Source organism: Alteromonas gilva (assembly GCF_028595265.1).
Classification (GTDB): domain Bacteria; phylum Pseudomonadota; class Gammaproteobacteria; order Enterobacterales; family Alteromonadaceae; genus Alteromonas; species Alteromonas gilva.
In genome coordinates, this window is sequence record NZ_JAQQXP010000001.1 from 2,191,375 (window position 1) to 2,209,358 (window position 17,984).

Consider the following 17,984-nt stretch of genomic DNA (forward strand, 5'->3'; position numbering starts at 1 on the left):
ACCGCAGTAAATCTGCACTTAACGTAGCGCGAAAAACGGGTAACATGAGTTACCCGTTTTTGATTGTAGTGAATAATGTTTGTATTTGAACCACTTGAGATAGCGCTGATTGCTGGCGCTGTTGTCACTGCTTTAGGTGCAGGCCTGTTGATGGGCCGTGCGCAAGGCCTGAACAAAGCCCAGGCGGCAGAATCGCAGGTGCAACTGCTGCAACAACAGCTGGCGCAGGTCGAAGCGCAATTCACTGCAACACAAGAGCGGTTTAACCACGACAAGGCCGACATCCAGCATCAGCTCAACGTAACCCGCCATGCGTTACAACAAGAAGCCGCCAGAGCAGCGTTATTGCCCGAAATACAGCAGCAACGCCAACAACTGCAACACGAGCTTAAAGCACTACAGGCCGATTATACTGAGTTAAGATCGCTCAGTGACTCACGGCAGGCGGCGTTCAACGAAGCGCAAAAAAGCCATGAAGAAAAGCTCGAAAGCCTGCAAGCGGCAGAAAAACGCCTGCAAGAGCAATTTGAAAATCTCGCCAATCGCATTTTCGAACAAAAAGCACAAAGTTTTAGTAACGACAATAAAACCCGGCTGGATGCGTTGCTCACCCCCCTTAAAGAGCAAATAGAAGGGTTTAAAAAGCAGGTTACCGATCAATATGTCAGGGAAGGCCAGGAGAGGGCGTCGTTAAAAACAGAAATACTCAGTTTAAAGGCACTCAACCAACAAATTACCGAAGATGCTGCCGCGCTTACCCGCGCACTAAAAGGCGATAACAAACAACAAGGGAACTGGGGCGAAGTAGTGCTGGAACGGATTTTAAAAGAGTCCGGGTTACGCGAAGGTCACGAATTTGAAACCCAGGTGTCAGCCCGTAACGAACAGGGTAAATTACAGCAGCCCGACGTTGTGGTGCATTTACCGAACGATAAAGACGTCATTATTGATGCAAAAATGAGTTTAGCCGCCTACGAGCGATACTTTAATTGTGATGATGAGGCGCAGCGTACAGGCTATTTAAAAGAGCATGTTAATTCTGTTCGTAACCATATAAAAACACTCGGCGCAAAGGATTATCATGAGCTGGAGGCATTGCGCTCATTAGATTATGTACTGATGTTTATTCCGGTTGAACCGGCCTTTTTACTGGCTGTGGACAGTGAGCCACAATTGGTGAAACAAGCATTAGACAACAACATCATGCTGGTTTCGCCGACTAACCTGCTCGTGGCGCTGCGCACTATCAACAATATCTGGCAGTATGAATATCAAAACCAGAATGCGCAAAAAATTGCCCAGCATGCGGCTAAGCTTTACGACAAGTTTGCCGGTTTTGTGGCCGATATGGAAAAGATCGGTAAGGCTGTAGAAAGTACCCAAAAGCACTACGATGCCGCATTCAGTAAGCTGACCGGAGGCCGTGGTAACTTGTTGCGTCAGGTTGAGCAGTTCAGGCAGTTAGGGGTACAACCTAGTAAACGCCTTACCGATAATCAGCCAGGCGCTGATGAGGATGAATAGCTAAGTCAGCACAGGCGTGGCGTGAGCCGGTGGATGGCCTGGGTTAAGGCTTACAGGCAACGGTATACACATGGGTTTGCGGGTATTGGTCGAGCTCAAGGTGCAACACCGACAAACCGTTGTCGATAAGCAACTGAAGATTGTTATTAATGCCAATAGAGCTGTAGTAAAAAGTGTCGCCGCACCAATGATCGCGGTGTTCACCTTGTGCATTGCCAAATGTATATATCAGAATGCCACCCTTTGTCAGGAGCTGACACAATTTCGACACGACGGTCTTTTGCCTGGTCAGCGGCAAGTGGAAAATACTGTCCCAGGCAACGATGAAGTCAAATCGCTCTTCGGTCTGCCAGGTGCATATGTCGTGATGTATAAATTTGTGCTCCGGGTGATTTTTACCCGCCAGTTCAACCATGTTCTTTGACACATCCACACCGGTGATTGTAAAGCCGTGTTGCTCCAAAATACGCACAAACCTACCGCCTGCGCCACACCCCACATCGAGAGCCTTTCCGGCTTTGGCACTCAAGGCAACCGCTTGCTCAAACTGGCGAACACCATAACAGGACTCAAAGTGCTGTTCGTGCCACCACTGCGCGATTTTATCGTATTTGGAGCCTAGTTCAGATGGTTCCATATGAGTACCTCATGACCTGCACACCGTTATTCAGATATAAGCTACAATAGCGCAAAAGGACTTATCCTGTGAGTTATTACCCCGGCGAGCCAGTTTAGGCCTCTGGATGTCCTAGCGCTGGTTAGTTGCGACCTTAACAGCAAGGCCGATAAGTAAAATACCCGAAAAACCTTCTAGCAGGCGGGCATATTTTTGTGTTTCAGGGCGGGCAAAAAGTAAGCCTCCCAGGGCAGCGTACAATGCATTACACGTTGTTGCTAAGCAGGTAAATATGACCCCTAACATTAAGAACTGCATGCTGACGGAAGATTCGTCTGGATTGACAAATTGCGGCAGAAAAGACAAGAAAAACAACGCAACCTTAGGGTTCAGAAGACTAACAATAAGACCCTGTTTAAAAATATCATGTTGTCGCTTCTGGCTGTCAGTAATCACTATTTTGGATTTACCCTTCAGCGCACACTGTATGGCACGAATCCCCAGATAAAAAAGATATAAAGCACCAAGCCATTTAACGATAGTAAAAGCCAGGGCTGAGCTAAAAATAAGCGCGGACAGGCCAAGACAAGCAGCGAACGTATGAAAAAGATAACCAAGCCCTAATCCCAGTGTTGCCTTCAGGCCATCGCTGACTTTACCTTTCATTGAATGCGTTACGATATAAATGACATCGGGGCCAGGAATCATATTAAGAGTCAGGCATGCCACCACAAAGAGAAGTAAAGATTCAGTTTCCATAAGTATTCCAATGCAATTGAATTCCGTGTTAAACGCCCGCACAGCTTTTGTGGGTAAGTGGCCAGAGCCTTACTAAAACGACGTACACTTAGTGCGCCGCGGTTAGGCATTATTGTGAAGCGCTTCGGCGATGCCACTAAGGGCCTAATATATCGATATCCCGCTTTTCAGCAACACGTTAAATCAGCTTTTTACCAAAAAGCCAGTGGGGGGTGGCCACTGCACGCAACGCCCTGTGTGGGTTTATGATCATCCTTTGGGCTTTCCTTATCGGTGATGTTCAAACCCTGTCCTACAGTAGATTACTGCTAAATCACCGTCAATTTCCACCCCATTATTTGCCTGCGGCTGACATTTTTCACCTGTTCAGGCGCCGCAATCACAGCGTTGTTTGATTTCAGTCATAGCGATATTCAGGTACTGCTGCATAATGTGTGTCATTGCAGCAATTAAGGTTTAACAACCTGGTGTTAACGCGTGTTAATTTGCTGATTGTTGGGTTACACGTCGCTCAAACAAATTGGCGTTGATATTCAAAAGGGCAGGGAATGACAGTACTATCGACCATAGTCTCCACCATGCGTCCGCCGTTTTTATTACTCGTAGTAAGTTGCCTGAGTCTTGGCATCGGCTTTGCCTGCTACGTTGGCATTCAGCTTTCGGCTGATGTGTTGAGCTGGATTGTGGTGTGCGGTGTCTCGGCGCACATTGCGGTTAATATGCTCAACGAATACGTTGATTGCGTATCAAAACTGGATTTTGCTACCCGTAAAACCCCGTTCAGCGGCGGGAGTGGCGCGCTCGTGCAGCAGCCTGGCAGTGCGAAACTGGTTAAATATACTGGCCTGTTGTTTGTGGGTATTACCATTGGCTCGGGCCTGCTCGTAATACAATATTCCCCGGCCGCCTGGCTTACACTTGCGGTAATGGGCGTGGTGGGTATCGTGATTGTGGTGAGCTATACGCCAGTGCTTAACCGCATGCCATGGTTGTGCCTGATAGCACCTGGTCTGGGATTTGGCGTGCTGATGACCTACGGCGGTTTTGTTGCCATCAGTGGTCAGCATCATACTGTGATGTTCACACTGGCCCTGGTACCCGCCATGCTGACCAATAATTTATTGTTAATAAACCAGTTCCCCGATGCCACTGCTGATGCGCAGCATGGACGCAAACATGTGGTAACCCAATACGGGTATGTCTTTTGCGCGCACATCTACCTAATACAATGGCTATTAACGCTGGCGCTTATAACTGGCAGTGTAATGCTGCATGCTTTACCCTTAATCACATTACTGGGGTTGTTACCATTAGTCTTCGGTTGGCGTATTTATCATCAGGCATTGAATTTTAAAGGCGCCGACAGCAGTTTTCAGACAGCCATGGGGCAAAATGTTCTGATGACCCTTGCCAGCCCGTTTATCCTTGGAGTGACACTATGTGTGGGCGCTTAAATGTGACAGACAATCCGGCCCTACGTGACTTGTGCGAGCAACTCGAAATTGACTTCTGGCCGCACGAAGGCATGCGTTTTAGCCGCTTTATTCGTGCTACTGAGCGCCTCACCATAGTGTTTGAACAAAACAACCAGCGTATTGCCCGCAATGCGCTATGGTGGCTATTACTGGAACCCGATCACAGTGAGTTGTCGGCGCGATTCAGGCCTTCGAAATATACCTCTTTTAATACCCGTTACGACAAATTAAATGTGCCACGCAGTGCGGGATATCATGCATACCGTCAGCAACGTTGCGTGATTCCGGCTGCCGGTTTTGGTGAAACGCAAAAAACGGGTGGTCAAATGCATTACCATGACTTGATTGCTGACTTGTCCGAACCTCTGGCCATGGGCGGGCTTTATCGTGAATGGCATGGTCACGACCGGCACGGCAACGTGTTTACTGAAACCTCCTGTTCGGTTGTGACATTACCGCCACACCCAAAGTTAACCGCTATTCACCAAAAATCCACGCCACTGATGCTGTCAGTAAACGATGGCAGCCTTGGCCGTTGGCTGGACTCAGGCACTACCGAACCGGCACAGCTTGATGACTTACTAGTGCCTAAAATCCGTCACTCGTTTACGGTTTACCCTATTAATAAGCCGTCGCTTTATCAAACAATAAGCGAGCCTTACAACATTGCGCCTGACGTGTAACAAGGCACGCCTTTAGCGTGCCTTGCTGGCGTGGCCTTTAATGACGTGGCTTGCAGGCAGCTAATTGCTGCCTGCTAATCAGCACCACTAACAGTGCCAGTAACCATGCCAGTGACAGGCTGCCACCGCCGCCGGAACTGCCACCACTGGCAGGACGGGCATTAACGGTAACCGTGACCGTTTCAGTGACCGTATTTGAACCATCAGAAGCCGTCACCGTGAAGGTTACTGTAGTGCTGCTGGTTGTGGTTGGGGCTGTGGTACTAAAGGTTGGACCCACCACATCATTAATAGTGAAAGTGACTGCATCATTTTCCGGATCGGTGGCACTGGCCCGTATGGTGATGGTTGAACCAGACAGCACACTGGTGGGAGACGTCACGGTTAACTCGGGGGGCATATTGGGCGTCACGGTGATGCTTGCTCTTGCCGTGCCGGTAAATCCATACACATCGGTAGCAGTAACTTCAAGCTCTATGGAGGTGCCGGCTTCTACCGATGCTGGCGTAATAGTAACAACGTCGCCACTGACTAAAATATTCGCCGTTGGCCCACTGATTTGGGCCACCGACAGTGTTACGGTATCGCCGTTGTCATCGCTAACGGTAAGCGGCAGTACAAAGGGTTGTAGCTCTGTAATCGACAGACTGGCCTGCGGGCTTTCATTGATCAAAACCTCAGGAGCAGCATGCAACTGTACTTCGCTATTGATCTCAGCCGTTTCCTGGCTCGTGCCGGCAATATTGGGGACGCTCGATACAAGGGTCACAGGCAATACGCCGCTGGCATCGTCTTCAACAAGCAAAGCAAAATCCAGCCGCGACGGGCCAACGGACTGCGGGGCATTATTGGCGGTCAGACACAGCACCGTGCCGCTGTTTATTTGCTGTTCGGCAGAGGCGCCGCGGCTCACCGTGGTGCCGGAATAAGCAATTTGCTGAGCATCATCTGCGTCCCTATCTTTAATACCAATAGTGGCAGATGACGGCGTCAGCCCATGATTGACGTTGTTATACGCATAAATCATGGCCGGTTCACCCGGGCCGGCATTGTGCATAAGGATCACTTCGAAATCAGCATGATGATCGCCATCACGCATGCCCGACCATTCAATAACACTTATTTGTTGGCTGGCAAAGTTGGCAACCGTAATACCCACATCGGCGGCATCGCCTGCTTGCCAGTTGCGCCAATAGGGAGCGAGCAGTGCACTTTTTACTGCACCCGTTGTCAGTGACCGGTTGACACCCGGTGACGGCATGTAGCCGGCGCTGGCAGGTAAAACAAAGCCTTTAGACGACACGGTCAGGGCGGGATAGCTTTGATTATACAGCTTGAAAGGCACTGCAAAGGTAGCGGTAACTGCACTATCTTCACTGTTGACGGGCATGTAGCCTAAGGCCGATAAATCAATGTACTGGCCGCGCTGGCCCACATCAGGTATATGGCATTGGGGGTCGTTTTCTGGCTGGCTTAGCAGATAATCGGAAACTTGCAACGTGATATTCTGGGTTACCGACCAGTTAATGGTATCGCCGTTATTAGTACCGCCCTCAGACACGCTACCACCTTCAGTCACGCTACCGGCAACTACTGACGTGCCGGCGGGTAATGAGACGCTAATCTCATAGTCTCGGTCTTCATTGCTTTGGTTAGCAATTATATTAACACTGTAATTCACCACATCGCCGTTTTGAACCCGCGTATCTTCGGGTAGTGCAAGCGCAACGTCATTATTGCCGCGAGTGATAATCACCGGTATATCAGCAAGGTTGTCAGGGTTATCGGCATCGGTCCCTAAAGTGAGCCGGCCGTAATACCTGTCGCCGGGCAGGGCGTCATCGAGCTGCCATAACAGGCGCATATCAAAGGGTTCACGTAAACCCACACTGGCAGGCCCGTCGAGGGTAACGCTACCGTCGATGGTGCTGCCAATAACGGCTGTTTCCAGGGTAAAGGTATCCAGCGCAGCCACACCGCCTGCAAAATTATGAACAACAATAAAATAGGTTCCAATGACAGGATCTTCAATGAGTATCCGCTCGTTCCAACCCGGTGAAATACTCAGATCAATGATTTCGTCGTCAGTAATGCTGCCGTTGTTATCAGCGTCATAGGCAACGTATAAATCCAGATCCGGTGCGCTGGAGGAGGTAATTTCAGCAAACAGCCCCGGCGTATCATCGGCGATGGTCACTGTAGTCAGGTAAACGCCGTCTTCGATATCATCGAGAAAGTCTCTGGGGTCTGAGTCTTCAGCAACGTTATCAACGGTTTCCTGCGGCTTGGTAAGGCCGCTAAATTGGTAGGTGAATTCGTCTATGCCGACGGTCACAAGATCCTCATACAGCCAGGAATCTGCATCACGGTGGCTGGTTAAGGATATTTCGTCGGGGAAATTACCATTTTCCACCACAACAGCAATGGGCAGGTGGAGTGCCTGCGTGGTATCACCGGTTAAATTAATTTGTGCAAAGGTCCATGAGTCGGCAGCCACGGCATTCCAGGTATTCACCGTAAAGGTAACGGTTTGTGATTGCCCGGCACCTAAAGAAAAGCTTGTGGGGCTTGCGGTTATTTCCAGGCCCGCATTAAAATCGTCTGCTGTGATGGTCCAGTTGCTGTCCTCTACCGCAGTGAATGTGCGTTGCCATTGACATTGGATCAGGCAGTTGTTGTCAACTAAAGCCGGAATGTTAAGGGTTTTTGGATCGCCGCCCTGGTCAGGATCGGCGGCCAGATAGTTCGCCTGTGACTCCTCAATAATCAGCCCTGCAGCAGCGGCTGCGTCGACCTGAATACGACCTGATCCCATGTCCAGCCAGTTGGCGGCTTCATTGCTGCCCATCAGGCCGATATTAGTCTGTGCCGTCATCATAAGGGCTGACCGTATTGCGTCAGCGCTCCAGTCAGGGTGCAGCTGACGAAGCAATAATGCAGCGCCTGCAACGTGGGGCGACGCCATCGAGGTGCCATCCAAATAGGCGTAATCGGCGGGCGCTGGCTCCGATGTCTCATGACCATAATGTTCGTCAGAATAAGCAGCGTAAATATCGACGCCTGGTGCGCTTATCATTGGTAGCAGAGTACTGATGCGGCTATTGGGCCCACGGGATGAAAAGTCTGCTATCTTATCGGACTCCCCATCATCGATTGTTAGTGTGCCTGACGTTGCGGTGATGGTGGCACGGTGGTCGCTGCCAGTGGCCAGCCAGGTGCGCAGTTGGTCGCCTTGTGTTGCGCCAACATGAATACCGGGGATAACATATTCATCGGCCACAACGTTCGTCGCCTCGTTGCTGCCACTCAGGTTTGCCAGAATAAAGCCACCAGCGCCACCCGCTGCTACATTCATTGCTTTTTGAATTCGCGCTATCCCGCCACGGTCACACAAGACGATTTCGCCGTTAAAGGTATCGGCCGGGAACGGCTCAAGGCATTGCTCAGGCTCGCCAGTCGGGTCATTGTTGTTGGTGTAATCGCCGGCATACACGACGTCGGCGGTAATGGCCCCGGTGTTGCTTTGTCCACTCAGCGTGGGGGGGGTTGTGGTGCCACCGCTAAAATTGATGATCGATTTTGAAAAGTCGATATTGCGGCCGTGGCTGCTGGCCGCCACCGCAGTTAGCCAGGGCACGTATTTGTCGCTGGTTGCCCCAGCAGGACCGTCGTTGCCGGCAGAGTGAGCAACAAAAATACCGGCGTTATTGGCCGCCAGCCAGGCTTCGCTTAATGCGTCGCCCCACACATCTTCTCCACCGGAAATAGAATAATTGATGGCGTCGACCACACCCGTGGCGATGGCATCGTCAATGGCGGCAATCGCTAAACTGCCATAACAACCATTGTATTCATCGCTGTTTTCGCCCGGTAAACATACCTGAAAGGAGATGATATTGGCATGCGGCGCCATACCCGCTACCTGATCGAAGGTAAATTCACCCGGGTATCCATCACTTTGTTCTTCACCAAAGGCCAGCCCGTAGGAGGGGACATCGTAAAGAATATTACCCGCCGCCGTCGCTGCCACATGGGAGCCGTGGCCGTTATAGTCTTCACCGTTGCGTGGCAGACCGGGCGGAAAAATATCGGTATCACTGTACTGATTAGTAATTAACGGATAACTGTATACACCAATGAGCTTATCATTGCAGAGGTCCGGGAAATCGCCAGCACAGTCGCCTAAATAGGTGCCGTTACCCAGCGGGTTAGTATGGGTGTAGCCATCATCACCAGTAGCGGCAAAAGCCGGGTGATCGCTATTAATACCGGTATCAAATATGGCCACAACAGTGCCTTCGCCCAGCGCTGCAAGCCCACTTTGGGTATTGCCGTTCCATACTCTGGTGGCACCGGTCAGTGTGGCAGTCGTGGCGGTATTTAAGGTGAATTTTTGGTCCGGCTCAATGGCTTTGATGCCATCGATTTTTTGCACCTCGGTTAACTGGTCAGGGCTTAATTCAACAACAAGGCCATTCAGCGCATACTGAAACTGGCGCCTGGTCACCGCTTTGCCGGTGACGCGACTAATCTCCGTCATAACAGCGCGCTGCTGCTGTTGCAGATAACCGCGGTATAACTGGATATCGCGTTGAATACTATCCAGACTCCCCGTTGTTGCATGATTGGCTTGTCGTAACCGATTAGAGGTATTTAAAACGCGCTTTGCCGTCGCGTTAAAGCCCTTGATGCCCCCGGTGTATTGAGCAATCGAAGGGGCTTCTAATCGAATAATATAGGTATGCTTACCCGTTACACCGGTGGGTTGATTAGCCCTGGCACTCATGGCCTGTTGCGGCTTATTTACCGAATAGGGGAGCACTTGCTGGCCCAGCACTGAGGTAATGTTGAATGCGCAAAACACACAAACGGCACTAATAATTTTTGTTGGCTTCACATTTACACTCCGCAGTGAAAAAACCGGATCACAACCACGACTATAACCCGAAAAGATGACATATCGTTGTTCATTTTACGACATTTTTACCCGAACCCGATCACACCGGCGCGTGTTTTTACGCCGTTATACTTCAGTGTAATTAACCTTAATTTTACAAAAATTGAAATACTGGTAGAAATGTCCTCTTTGTAAACTCAAGGTTAGGATGAATATCCTACTCAAAAGTAAATGTAATGTTAAAAATGGTAGGACGCTCCTGTCTGTCTTGTTCTACAGTGTTATCTGTTAAATGAGTTATTTCAAGGAACCCTATGAACGACAGAAATCACTTGGGGGATGTGTCGCTAACACATGACGTCAAGATAATAGAAAATGGGTTACTGGATATACCAATGCTGGCTATTTTAGATCATGAAGGCCAGCTATATCCCGATGCCACTGAACCACAACTCGGCAAAGAGCAGGCGCTCAAAATGTACCATGCCATGGTGTATACACGCATGCTGGATGAGCGCATGGTTGCTGCCCAGCGTCAGGGGCGGATCAGTTTTTATCTCGCCAGCACCGGTGAAGAAGCCGCGGTAGTGGGCAGCGCCGCGGCGCTGACCAACGACGATATGATTATGAGTCAGTACCGTGAACAAGGGGCATTGGTTTATCGCGGCTACACGTCTGCACAGTTTATGAACCAGATGTTTTCTAACCGCCTTGATCCCAATAAGGGCCGGCAAATGCCAATTCATTACGGTGATAAAGCGCTTAACTTTATGACGATTTCATCCCCGCTGGGAACACAAATACCGCAAGCTGCCGGTTATGCCTACGGCCAAAAACTAGCCGACAAAAACGCTCTGACGATCTGCTATTTTGGCGAAGGTGCGGCGTCAGAAGGAGATTTTCATGCGGGGTTAAATATGGCAGCGGTGCTCAATTGTCCGGTTATCTTTTTCTGTCGTAATAATGGTTATGCTATTTCAACGCCTGCCGAAGAGCAGTTTGCCGGCGATGGCATCGCCTCGCGAGGCATTGGTTATGGAGTGCGCACTATCCGTGTTGATGGCAATGATCCGCTGGCTGTTTTCAGCGCCACGCAAAAAGCCCGAGAGCTCGCTTTACAGGCTTCGCAGCCGGTGTTGATAGAGGCCATGACCTATCGGTTAGCCGCGCATTCTACCTCTGATGATCCCAGCGGTTACCGCTCTAAAAATGAAGAAGAGAAATGGCGCCTTAAAGATCCTGTCGCACGCTTTAAACGCTGGCTGCAACAAAAAGACTGGCTTAGCGAAACCGACACCGATGACTACACCAAGCAGGTTCGCAGTGAGATTTTACAGGCACTCAAAGAGGCCGAAAAAGTTGCCATAAACCCCATAGAAGACATCGTTGAGGACGTGTACGACGAGGTTCCCTGGCATTTACAGGAACAGCGGGAAGCCTTGATTGCCCATATTAAGCGGTACCCTAAGCAGTATCCCAAAACCGCCGGGGAGAACAATTGATGGCAAAACTTAATTTACTTCAGGCCATTAATCAGGCGCTGATCACTGCAATGACAAATGACGAGAAGGTTGTGGTGTTTGGTGAAGATGTGGGGCATTTTGGCGGTGTTTTCAGAGCAACCAGTCATTTACAGGAAAAGTTTGGTAAAGCGCGTTGCTTTAATACGCCGTTAACTGAGCAGGGTATCATTGGCTTTGCCAACGGACTGGCCGCACAGGGCAGTGTACCAGTGGCAGAAATACAGTTTGGTGATTATATATTTCCGGCCTTCGATCAGATTGTTAACGAAACGGCTAAATTCCGCTATCGCTCCGGTGGCCAGTTTTCCTGTGGTTCGTTAACTATTCGTACGCCCTACGGTGGCGGTATAGCAGGCGGTCATTATCATTCGCAATCGCCGGAGGCTTTTTTTAGCCACATTCCCGGCTTAAAAGTCGTGGTACCGCGCGACCCGTATCAGGCAAAGGGGTTATTACTGGGCGCAATTCGTGATGACAACCCGGTGCTGTTTTTAGAGCCTAAACGGTTGTACAGGGCGTCGGTATGTGAGGTGCCAGAAGAGGATTACGCTATCCCGCTGGGCAAAGCTGAAGTGATTCAACAAGGCACCGACATTACCTTACTGGCCTGGGGTGCGCAGGTTGAGATTGTGCAGCGTGCCGCAGACATGGCGCTTGATGATGGCGTGTCCTGCGAAATCATTGACCTTAGAAGCATCTTACCCTGGGATGCACAGACGGTCGCAGATTCTGTCATGAAAACCGGCCGTTTGCTGATTAACCATGAAGCGCCTGTTACCTCCGGATTCGGTAGTGAAATCGCTGCGCGCATTCAGGAGCAATGCTTTTTATATCTGGAAGCGCCCATTACCCGCGTCTGCGGATTAGATACGCCGTACCCTCTGGCCCACGAGAAAGAATACATGCCGGATGAGTATAAAACCTATGAAGCACTCAAGCGTATGCTTAATTACTGAGGACAACGATGACTGATTTTATTTTGCCCGATATTGGCGAAGGCGTGGTTGAGTGTGAATTGCTCGAGTGGTTGGTCGCTGAAGGAGATACCGTTGAAGAAGATCAACCGGTAGCCGAAGTCATGACCGATAAAGCAACGGTGCAGATCCCGGCGATGCACAGCGGTGTCATCACCAAACTCTATTACACACCGGGTCAGATTGCGAAGGTTCATGCACCGCTGTTTGAACTGCAAGAGGATAACGGCGAAACCGCAGTACCCGATGAGCAGGTTAAACGTCCTGAACAGGCTATGCCTTCTGCAAAGGCCGATGGCGAGCGAGAGCCTGCCGCCCACCACAATTCACAGCCAGGCCCGGTACAAGGCAGCGAAACCTTCATTCTGCCGGATATTGGCGAGGGTATTGTGGAGTGTGAAATTGTAAAATGGCATGTCGGCGAAGGCGATACGGTTAACGAAGATGATGTAGTCGTTGAGGTGATGACCGATAAAGCCGTAGTTGAGATCCCGGCTAAATATGCAGGCGTTCTTACCCAGCGCCACTATAAAGTGGGCGAGATTGCCCGTGTTCATGCGCCATTATTTGAACTTGCCACGACCCAGGAAAGCGCAGCCCCGGCGCGCACCAGTGAGCCAGCGAGTGGATCCGGCGTAGCTAAATCAACACTGTTTCAGGAAGGGAGTGTCGCACCCCAGAAGGAAATTGCCGGTAAAATACCAGCCAGCCCGGCGGTGCGCCGCATGGCCAGAGAAAACAACCTGACATTGGCTGATATTGAGGCAACGGGTAAGAAAGGCAGGGTATTAAAGCAGGATGTGTTAACAGCAATTGCTGCCAGGTCAGCGCCTGCGTTGTCAAGTGAGGACGCAGGCAGCGCCGTGCCCTGGGCTACCACACAATCTGAAGGGCCGGATAAAACCGTTCCACTGACACCTGTGCAAAAAGCCATGGCCAGACAAATGAAACGTTCGGTAGCGACCATTCCGCACTTTACGGTGTCTGATGAGCTTGATATGAGCGGATTAATAGCGCTTAAAGCGTCGCTGCAGGACGATTTTACAGAACACGACATAAAGCTGTCTTATATGCCGTTTTTCATTAAGGCGCTATCGTTGTGTTTACACAAATACCCCATGTTTAACGCCCGGTTAAGTGACGATGAGTCTGCACTGCATTATTGTTCCGATCATAACATCGGCTTTGCAGTAGACAGCAAAGCCGGACTGCTGGTGCCCAATATTAAACAGGTTCAGCGCCTGAGTTTGTTGGAGATCGGCGCAGAAATGCAGCGGATCATCACCGATGCCCGGGCCGGCAAAGTGGCCAGCGGGGATCTCAACGGTGGTACTATCACTATTTCCAATGTGGGCGTGCTTGGCGGTATTACCGCGACCCCGATCATTAATTACCCTGAGCTGGCTATTGTCGCCCTCGGTAAAATCCAGCAATTGCCGCGCTTTGATGAACAGCAAAATGTGGTGAGTCAGGCAACAATGCAGGTAAGCTGGTCAGCCGATCACCGGGTAATCGATGGGGCCACAATGGTCCGGTTTAATAATCTGTGGCTCGATTATCTGCGCCAGCCAGTAAAAATGCTGAGTCATTTGAGCTAGCGTGTTGCATTATCCCCTGGCTTGCCGTGTGATTGGCAAAACCGGTAACGTCGGTAACAGGCTTAATTCGGACTGGTAACTCGGCGGTCACAGCGATAAACTTGCGCCAATTACGCAGCCCGGCTGTACAAAGGCGTCTGCTGGTATCGACGCGCTATTAGAGCATCGCCTGACGGCGTGAATATGGTGGCAGTTCAGCCAGCGTTACGGGCTACAGGCTAACTTAAGAGAGCGTTATTTTGCTAAGCTACCAACACGGCTACCACGCCGGAAATCATGCCGATATTATCAAGCACCTGTGCTGGGTGGCGGTGATTAACCGTTTAAAACAGAAAAACAAACCTTTTAACCTGTTTGACACCCATGCTGGTGCCGGCTGTTATCGGCTGGATTCCGAGCAGGCACTGAAGACCGGCGAATTTCAAAGTGGTATAGCCCGGCTCGATAATATAACGGCGCAGGATCCATTGCTGCAGGACTATCTGCGTATTTTATCCTCCTACAGCAGCGATAATCAGTATCCTGGCTCACCGTTAATAGCGTCGCATCTGTTGCGCGAACAGGATGCTTTGCACGTCATGGAATTACACCCCGGTGAGTTTGACGCCCTCAAGCAGTCAACCAGGCAGTATAGAGCACAAGGACAGGTACATTGCCATTTTCGTGATGGATTAGCAGGGCTGGTTGCGTTATCGCCGCCTCAACCTAATCGCGGTGCGGTGCTGATTGATCCGCCCTATGAATCTCGCAGTGAATATCAGCAGGTCATCAATACGGTAAAGCAGTGCCTTAAACGCTGGCCGCAGGCGCAACTTTTAGTGTGGTATCCGTTATTATCGGCGCGTGCCGGCGATAAGGAGGGCGCCGGCGAAGCGATGTGTCATACATTCGGTGAATTAAACAATAATGTGCTGCAAATTGAGTTACGCGTAACCAAAAATACCCCTGATGCCGGTATGTTTGGCTCCGGAGTCTGTTTTATCAACCCTGCCTGGCAGGTTGAAACGCTTATTTGCCCGGCGCTTGAGGAAGTGCTTGAATATCTGGGTGAGGATAGTGAATACAGCGTTAACTGGCTGAATAATATCGACTCATGACCGCCCAGGGTATCCGGCATTTTTATATTCCCGAAGAGCAGTCTGTTTATCTGCTATCTCATGCTGATGCCAAAAAACTGAAAGACTGGCTGGCCCTGTGTATTCGCCAGCTGGAAAATTTAGGTTACCGCAATATTAGCCTGATTGGTAAAGGCGCCTATGGGTTTGCGTTTGGGGGTGAGGACCTCACTGGTAAGCAGTTGGTGTTTAAATTTACCCGCATCACCTTACCCGCCAGCATTCAGGATCGGTTAGAAGAAGAAGCCTTTATGCAGGGGCTGTTGTCACATCCCCACATCCCGCGTGTACTGGAATTTTACCAGCGTGGTCGTCAGTCAATTTTAATGATGCAACGGGCACCCGGCATCGACCTGGAGCAGTTAAGTTTGCGCGACGGGCCCATTGGCCCAAGGCTTATCGTTAAAATGGCCGTACAGCTGGGCCGTATTTTGTTATACCTGCGCCAGTTCAGGCTCGACGGCAATCCCAGACCGATTGTTCATGGTGATATTAAACCATCAAATCTGGTATGGGATGAACGCACCGAAACGCTTTACCTTATAGACTGGGGTTCATCGGTCTATGCTCAATTTGATGAGCACCAGCAACCAGTGCAAAATAACGTTCTGGATTTAATGTCGGGTGATTTGCAGCAAACCAACGCCAGGCTGGGTGACATTTACTTTATCGGCGACGCCCAGCTCAATGGTGCCATGTCGAGTCCGCGCTTTGATGAACAGGGGCTCGCAGCAACCCTGTATGCACTGGCCTCAGGGCAGTCAGCGCGGTTTGCTTATCAGGTTATTCCGCCATCATCTCTGGGCTTACCCAGATTAATGGCTGATATTCTTACCCATCTGCTCAGCGACAATATCGCTGAGCAGTATGCGGCGGGAGACTATTTGCTGTCGCACCTGTCATTACTCGATAACATTGTTTTTGGCGCAGATAGTGCATCGCAATGCGAGGCATTATTACCTGTATGGGTGGCCCGGCAGCGCAAACATATTGAGTCGGTGGTATATAGTTCGCGTAAATCGTTTTTACGCGAACGCAGCGACACAACCACCAGTCCCCAGTTTGATTCCCATGCCCTGAGTTATCTTAATGATGCCCAGTTTGAGCGCTATTATAAAAATTACCTTGACGGTATGGGCAATACTGAAAAAGGTTTTCTGTCGGCGATCAGCCGTTTAGCGCGCTATCCGGTAGTGGGTGGCCTGGTTATTCACTGGCAGCCTGAGGGCGTTTATGTGGATTCCAGCTTAAATTTACAAAACCCGGCTGCAGAGTCGGCATTTAAGCATGCTGTTAATAACGTGGTAACGCTGGCCAGAGCAATACACCGTAGTGGTATATTTAAATGCTGCTTTTTTGATGCCAAAAACACGCTGCATATAGAGCGGGATACTGCTACGACCCAATTTATTGCTGCGCCGGGAATCTGTATTCCTTTCGAAAAATCAGCCACATCGCTGCATGCCAGTGAAGGGCGTGTTCATTCGTATTTTGAAGACGGCGACGATCCAGACGAATTCCTGACTCTGCCTCAAGAAATTATGCACGCAATTGAACAACTCAATGGTATACATCATACTGGCTGTATTATTTTTGAGGTGCTTGCCGAACACTTAAAGATTCACAGTTACTATCGATTGCTTGATCATTCAAAAGAAAATCAGTTTAATGCGCTGCTAAACGAAATCATCGCCGCATTGCCATTGCTGTCGGGAGAGGGCACCAGTGGATTTATGAAATTACCCTATAAAGATACCCGTTTTTTTGAACACAGAGCGCGTATGGCCGATAAGTATTATCCCCGCAATCCTAAAGCTGATGGCACGCATTTTTCAAACACGTATTTTTCAAAACAGTAATCAAATTGGAGATCCCCTTGGAACAGGAACATGAAGTTAAAGTTGCCTCTTTGCTGGAACTTGAAACCTTAGAGCAGGGGTTATACCGGGGCCAGAGCTGGGACCTGGGTTTTCGCGCATTATTTGGTGGCCAGGTATTAGGACAAGCACTCAAAGCCGCTTACGATAGCGTCCCTGAAGGCCGTATCGCCCATTCATTTCATAGTTATTTTTTGCTCCCTGGCGATGCAAAATTACCCGTTGTATACGATGTCGAGGTGGTCAGGGATGGCAAGAGCTTTTCCGCCCGCCGGGTTAAAGCTATACAAAATGGTCGCAATATTTTTTACATGACGGCGTCTTTTCAGCAACCGGAAAAAGGCATGCAACATCAGTATGCGGATATGCCTGATGTACCGGCGCCTGAGGAAGTTGAGTCTGACATTACAATCTATGAGCGCAATTTTAAAAATATTGGCCGGCGCATGCAGGAAGCACTGAGTTATCACCGGCCGATCGACATTCGCACGGTTGATGGTATTGCGTCTTTTACAACTAAAAACGATAAGCCGCAACGTTACACCTGGCTGCGGGCTAACGAGGATCTGGGCGATCAGCAGGCAATGCATCAGGCCGCCTTGTCTTACGCGAGTGATTATCACTTTCTGAGTACGTCTTTACAGCCTCACGGCGTGCAAATTAACGACCGCAACCTGGCCATCGCCACTATCGATCACGCTATGTGGTTTCATCGTCCGGTCAATATGAATGAATGGCTGTTATATTCGATGGAAAGTCCGGCCAGTGGGGGCGCCAGAGGGTTAGTGAGAGGCCAGTTATTTAATCAGCAGGGCGAACTAGTTGCCTCGACAATGCAGGAAGGACTGATGCGGATGACCGACTAAGCCCGGCGGATAACGGTAATTCGTTGGCAAGCCTGGTTATTTATCGCTCATCCTGTCGCGGTTATATAATCCCAAAC

12 protein-coding genes are annotated in these 17,984 nt (G+C 50.0%); 9 read left to right on the forward strand and 3 right to left on the reverse strand.

Features of this window, described 5'->3' with window-relative positions; translation table 11 throughout:
• Window positions 1-75: 75 nt before the first annotated feature.
• Window positions 76-1,524: a DNA recombination protein RmuC gene (gene rmuC / locus OIK42_RS09625; RefSeq protein ID WP_273640063.1), complete on the forward strand. Its 1,449-nt coding sequence runs from the start codon at window positions 76-78 to the stop codon at window positions 1,522-1,524.
• Between the two features lie 43 nt (window positions 1,525-1,567).
• On the opposite strand, the gene OIK42_RS09630 is transcribed toward rmuC, so the two are convergent.
• Both OIK42_RS09630 and OIK42_RS09635 read right to left on the reverse strand, forming a co-directional pair.
• Complete coding sequence (locus tag OIK42_RS09630) at window positions 1,568-2,161, reverse strand: class I SAM-dependent methyltransferase (RefSeq protein WP_273640064.1); 594 nt, start codon at window positions 2,159-2,161, stop codon at window positions 1,568-1,570.
• 111 nt (window positions 2,162-2,272) lie between these two features.
• Window positions 2,273-2,899: a LysE family translocator gene (locus OIK42_RS09635; protein ID WP_273640066.1), complete on the reverse strand. Its 627-nt coding sequence runs from the start codon at window positions 2,897-2,899 to the stop codon at window positions 2,273-2,275.
• A gap of 548 nt (window positions 2,900-3,447) precedes the next feature.
• Here OIK42_RS09635 and OIK42_RS09640 point away from each other — a divergent pair.
• Both OIK42_RS09640 and OIK42_RS09645 read left to right on the forward strand, forming a co-directional pair.
• A complete protein-coding gene (locus tag OIK42_RS09640; protein ID WP_273640067.1) occupies window positions 3,448-4,353 on the forward strand; it encodes a prenyltransferase in 906 nt (301 codons plus the stop codon).
• Between the two features lie 2 nt (window positions 4,354-4,355).
• Window positions 4,356-5,057, forward strand: coding sequence for an SOS response-associated peptidase family protein (locus tag OIK42_RS09645; protein WP_273640068.1), 702 nt, complete (start codon window positions 4,356-4,358; stop codon window positions 5,055-5,057).
• Between the two features lie 37 nt (window positions 5,058-5,094).
• Here OIK42_RS09645 and OIK42_RS09650 read toward each other — a convergent pair whose 3' ends face one another.
• A complete protein-coding gene (locus OIK42_RS09650) occupies window positions 5,095-9,954 on the reverse strand; it encodes a S8 family serine peptidase (RefSeq protein WP_273640069.1) in 4,860 nt (1,619 codons plus the stop codon).
• A gap of 314 nt (window positions 9,955-10,268) precedes the next feature.
• Between OIK42_RS09650 and OIK42_RS09655 the strand changes: the two genes are divergently transcribed.
• From OIK42_RS09655 to tesB, 6 genes are all read left to right on the forward strand, one after another.
• Complete coding sequence (locus OIK42_RS09655) at window positions 10,269-11,456, forward strand: thiamine pyrophosphate-dependent dehydrogenase E1 component subunit alpha (protein WP_273640070.1); 1,188 nt, start codon at window positions 10,269-10,271, stop codon at window positions 11,454-11,456.
• The gene (locus tag OIK42_RS09660; RefSeq protein ID WP_273640071.1) at window positions 11,456-12,433 is read left to right on the forward strand and encodes an alpha-ketoacid dehydrogenase subunit beta; all 978 of its coding nucleotides are present in this window, start codon (window positions 11,456-11,458) and stop codon (window positions 12,431-12,433) included. Before OIK42_RS09655 ends, OIK42_RS09660 begins: the two co-directional genes overlap by 1 nt.
• Window positions 12,434-12,441: 8 nt before the next feature.
• Window positions 12,442-14,049, forward strand: coding sequence for a dihydrolipoyllysine-residue acetyltransferase (locus tag OIK42_RS09665; protein WP_273640072.1), 1,608 nt, complete (start codon window positions 12,442-12,444; stop codon window positions 14,047-14,049).
• 239 nt (window positions 14,050-14,288) lie between these two features.
• Entirely contained in the window at window positions 14,289-15,146 is an 858-nt protein-coding gene (locus OIK42_RS09670) for a 23S rRNA (adenine(2030)-N(6))-methyltransferase RlmJ (RefSeq protein ID WP_273640075.1), read from the forward strand.
• Window positions 15,143-17,023, forward strand: coding sequence for a protein kinase domain-containing protein (locus OIK42_RS09675; protein ID WP_273640077.1), 1,881 nt, complete (start codon window positions 15,143-15,145; stop codon window positions 17,021-17,023). The genes OIK42_RS09670 and OIK42_RS09675 overlap by 4 nt, the downstream gene beginning before the upstream one ends.
• A 17-nt stretch (window positions 17,024-17,040) precedes the next feature.
• On the forward strand, window positions 17,041-17,907 hold the full coding sequence (gene tesB, locus OIK42_RS09680) for an acyl-CoA thioesterase II (RefSeq protein WP_273640079.1): 867 nt from the start codon (window positions 17,041-17,043) through the stop codon (window positions 17,905-17,907).
• Window positions 17,908-17,984 lie beyond the last annotated feature (77 nt).

What these genes read in the sequence shown, in the direction of transcription:
- OIK42_RS09640 (WP_273640067.1), top strand. Translation starts at nt 3,448, where the DNA reads ATGACAGTACTATCGACCATAGTCTCCACCATGCGTCCGCCGTTTTTA.
- OIK42_RS09675 (WP_273640077.1), top strand. Translation starts at nt 15,143, where the DNA reads ATGACCGCCCAGGGTATCCGGCATTTTTATATTCCCGAAGAGCAGTCT.
- OIK42_RS09630 (WP_273640064.1), bottom strand. Translation starts at nt 2,161, where the DNA reads ATGGAACCATCTGAACTAGGCTCCAAATACGATAAAATCGCGCAGTGG.
- OIK42_RS09635 (WP_273640066.1), bottom strand. Translation starts at nt 2,899, where the DNA reads ATGGAAACTGAATCTTTACTTCTCTTTGTGGTGGCATGCCTGACTCTT.
- rmuC (WP_273640063.1), top strand. Translation starts at nt 76, where the DNA reads ATGTTTGTATTTGAACCACTTGAGATAGCGCTGATTGCTGGCGCTGTT.
- OIK42_RS09660 (WP_273640071.1), top strand. Translation starts at nt 11,456, where the DNA reads ATGGCAAAACTTAATTTACTTCAGGCCATTAATCAGGCGCTGATCACT.
- OIK42_RS09665 (WP_273640072.1), top strand. Translation starts at nt 12,442, where the DNA reads ATGACTGATTTTATTTTGCCCGATATTGGCGAAGGCGTGGTTGAGTGT.
- OIK42_RS09655 (WP_273640070.1), top strand. Translation starts at nt 10,269, where the DNA reads ATGAACGACAGAAATCACTTGGGGGATGTGTCGCTAACACATGACGTC.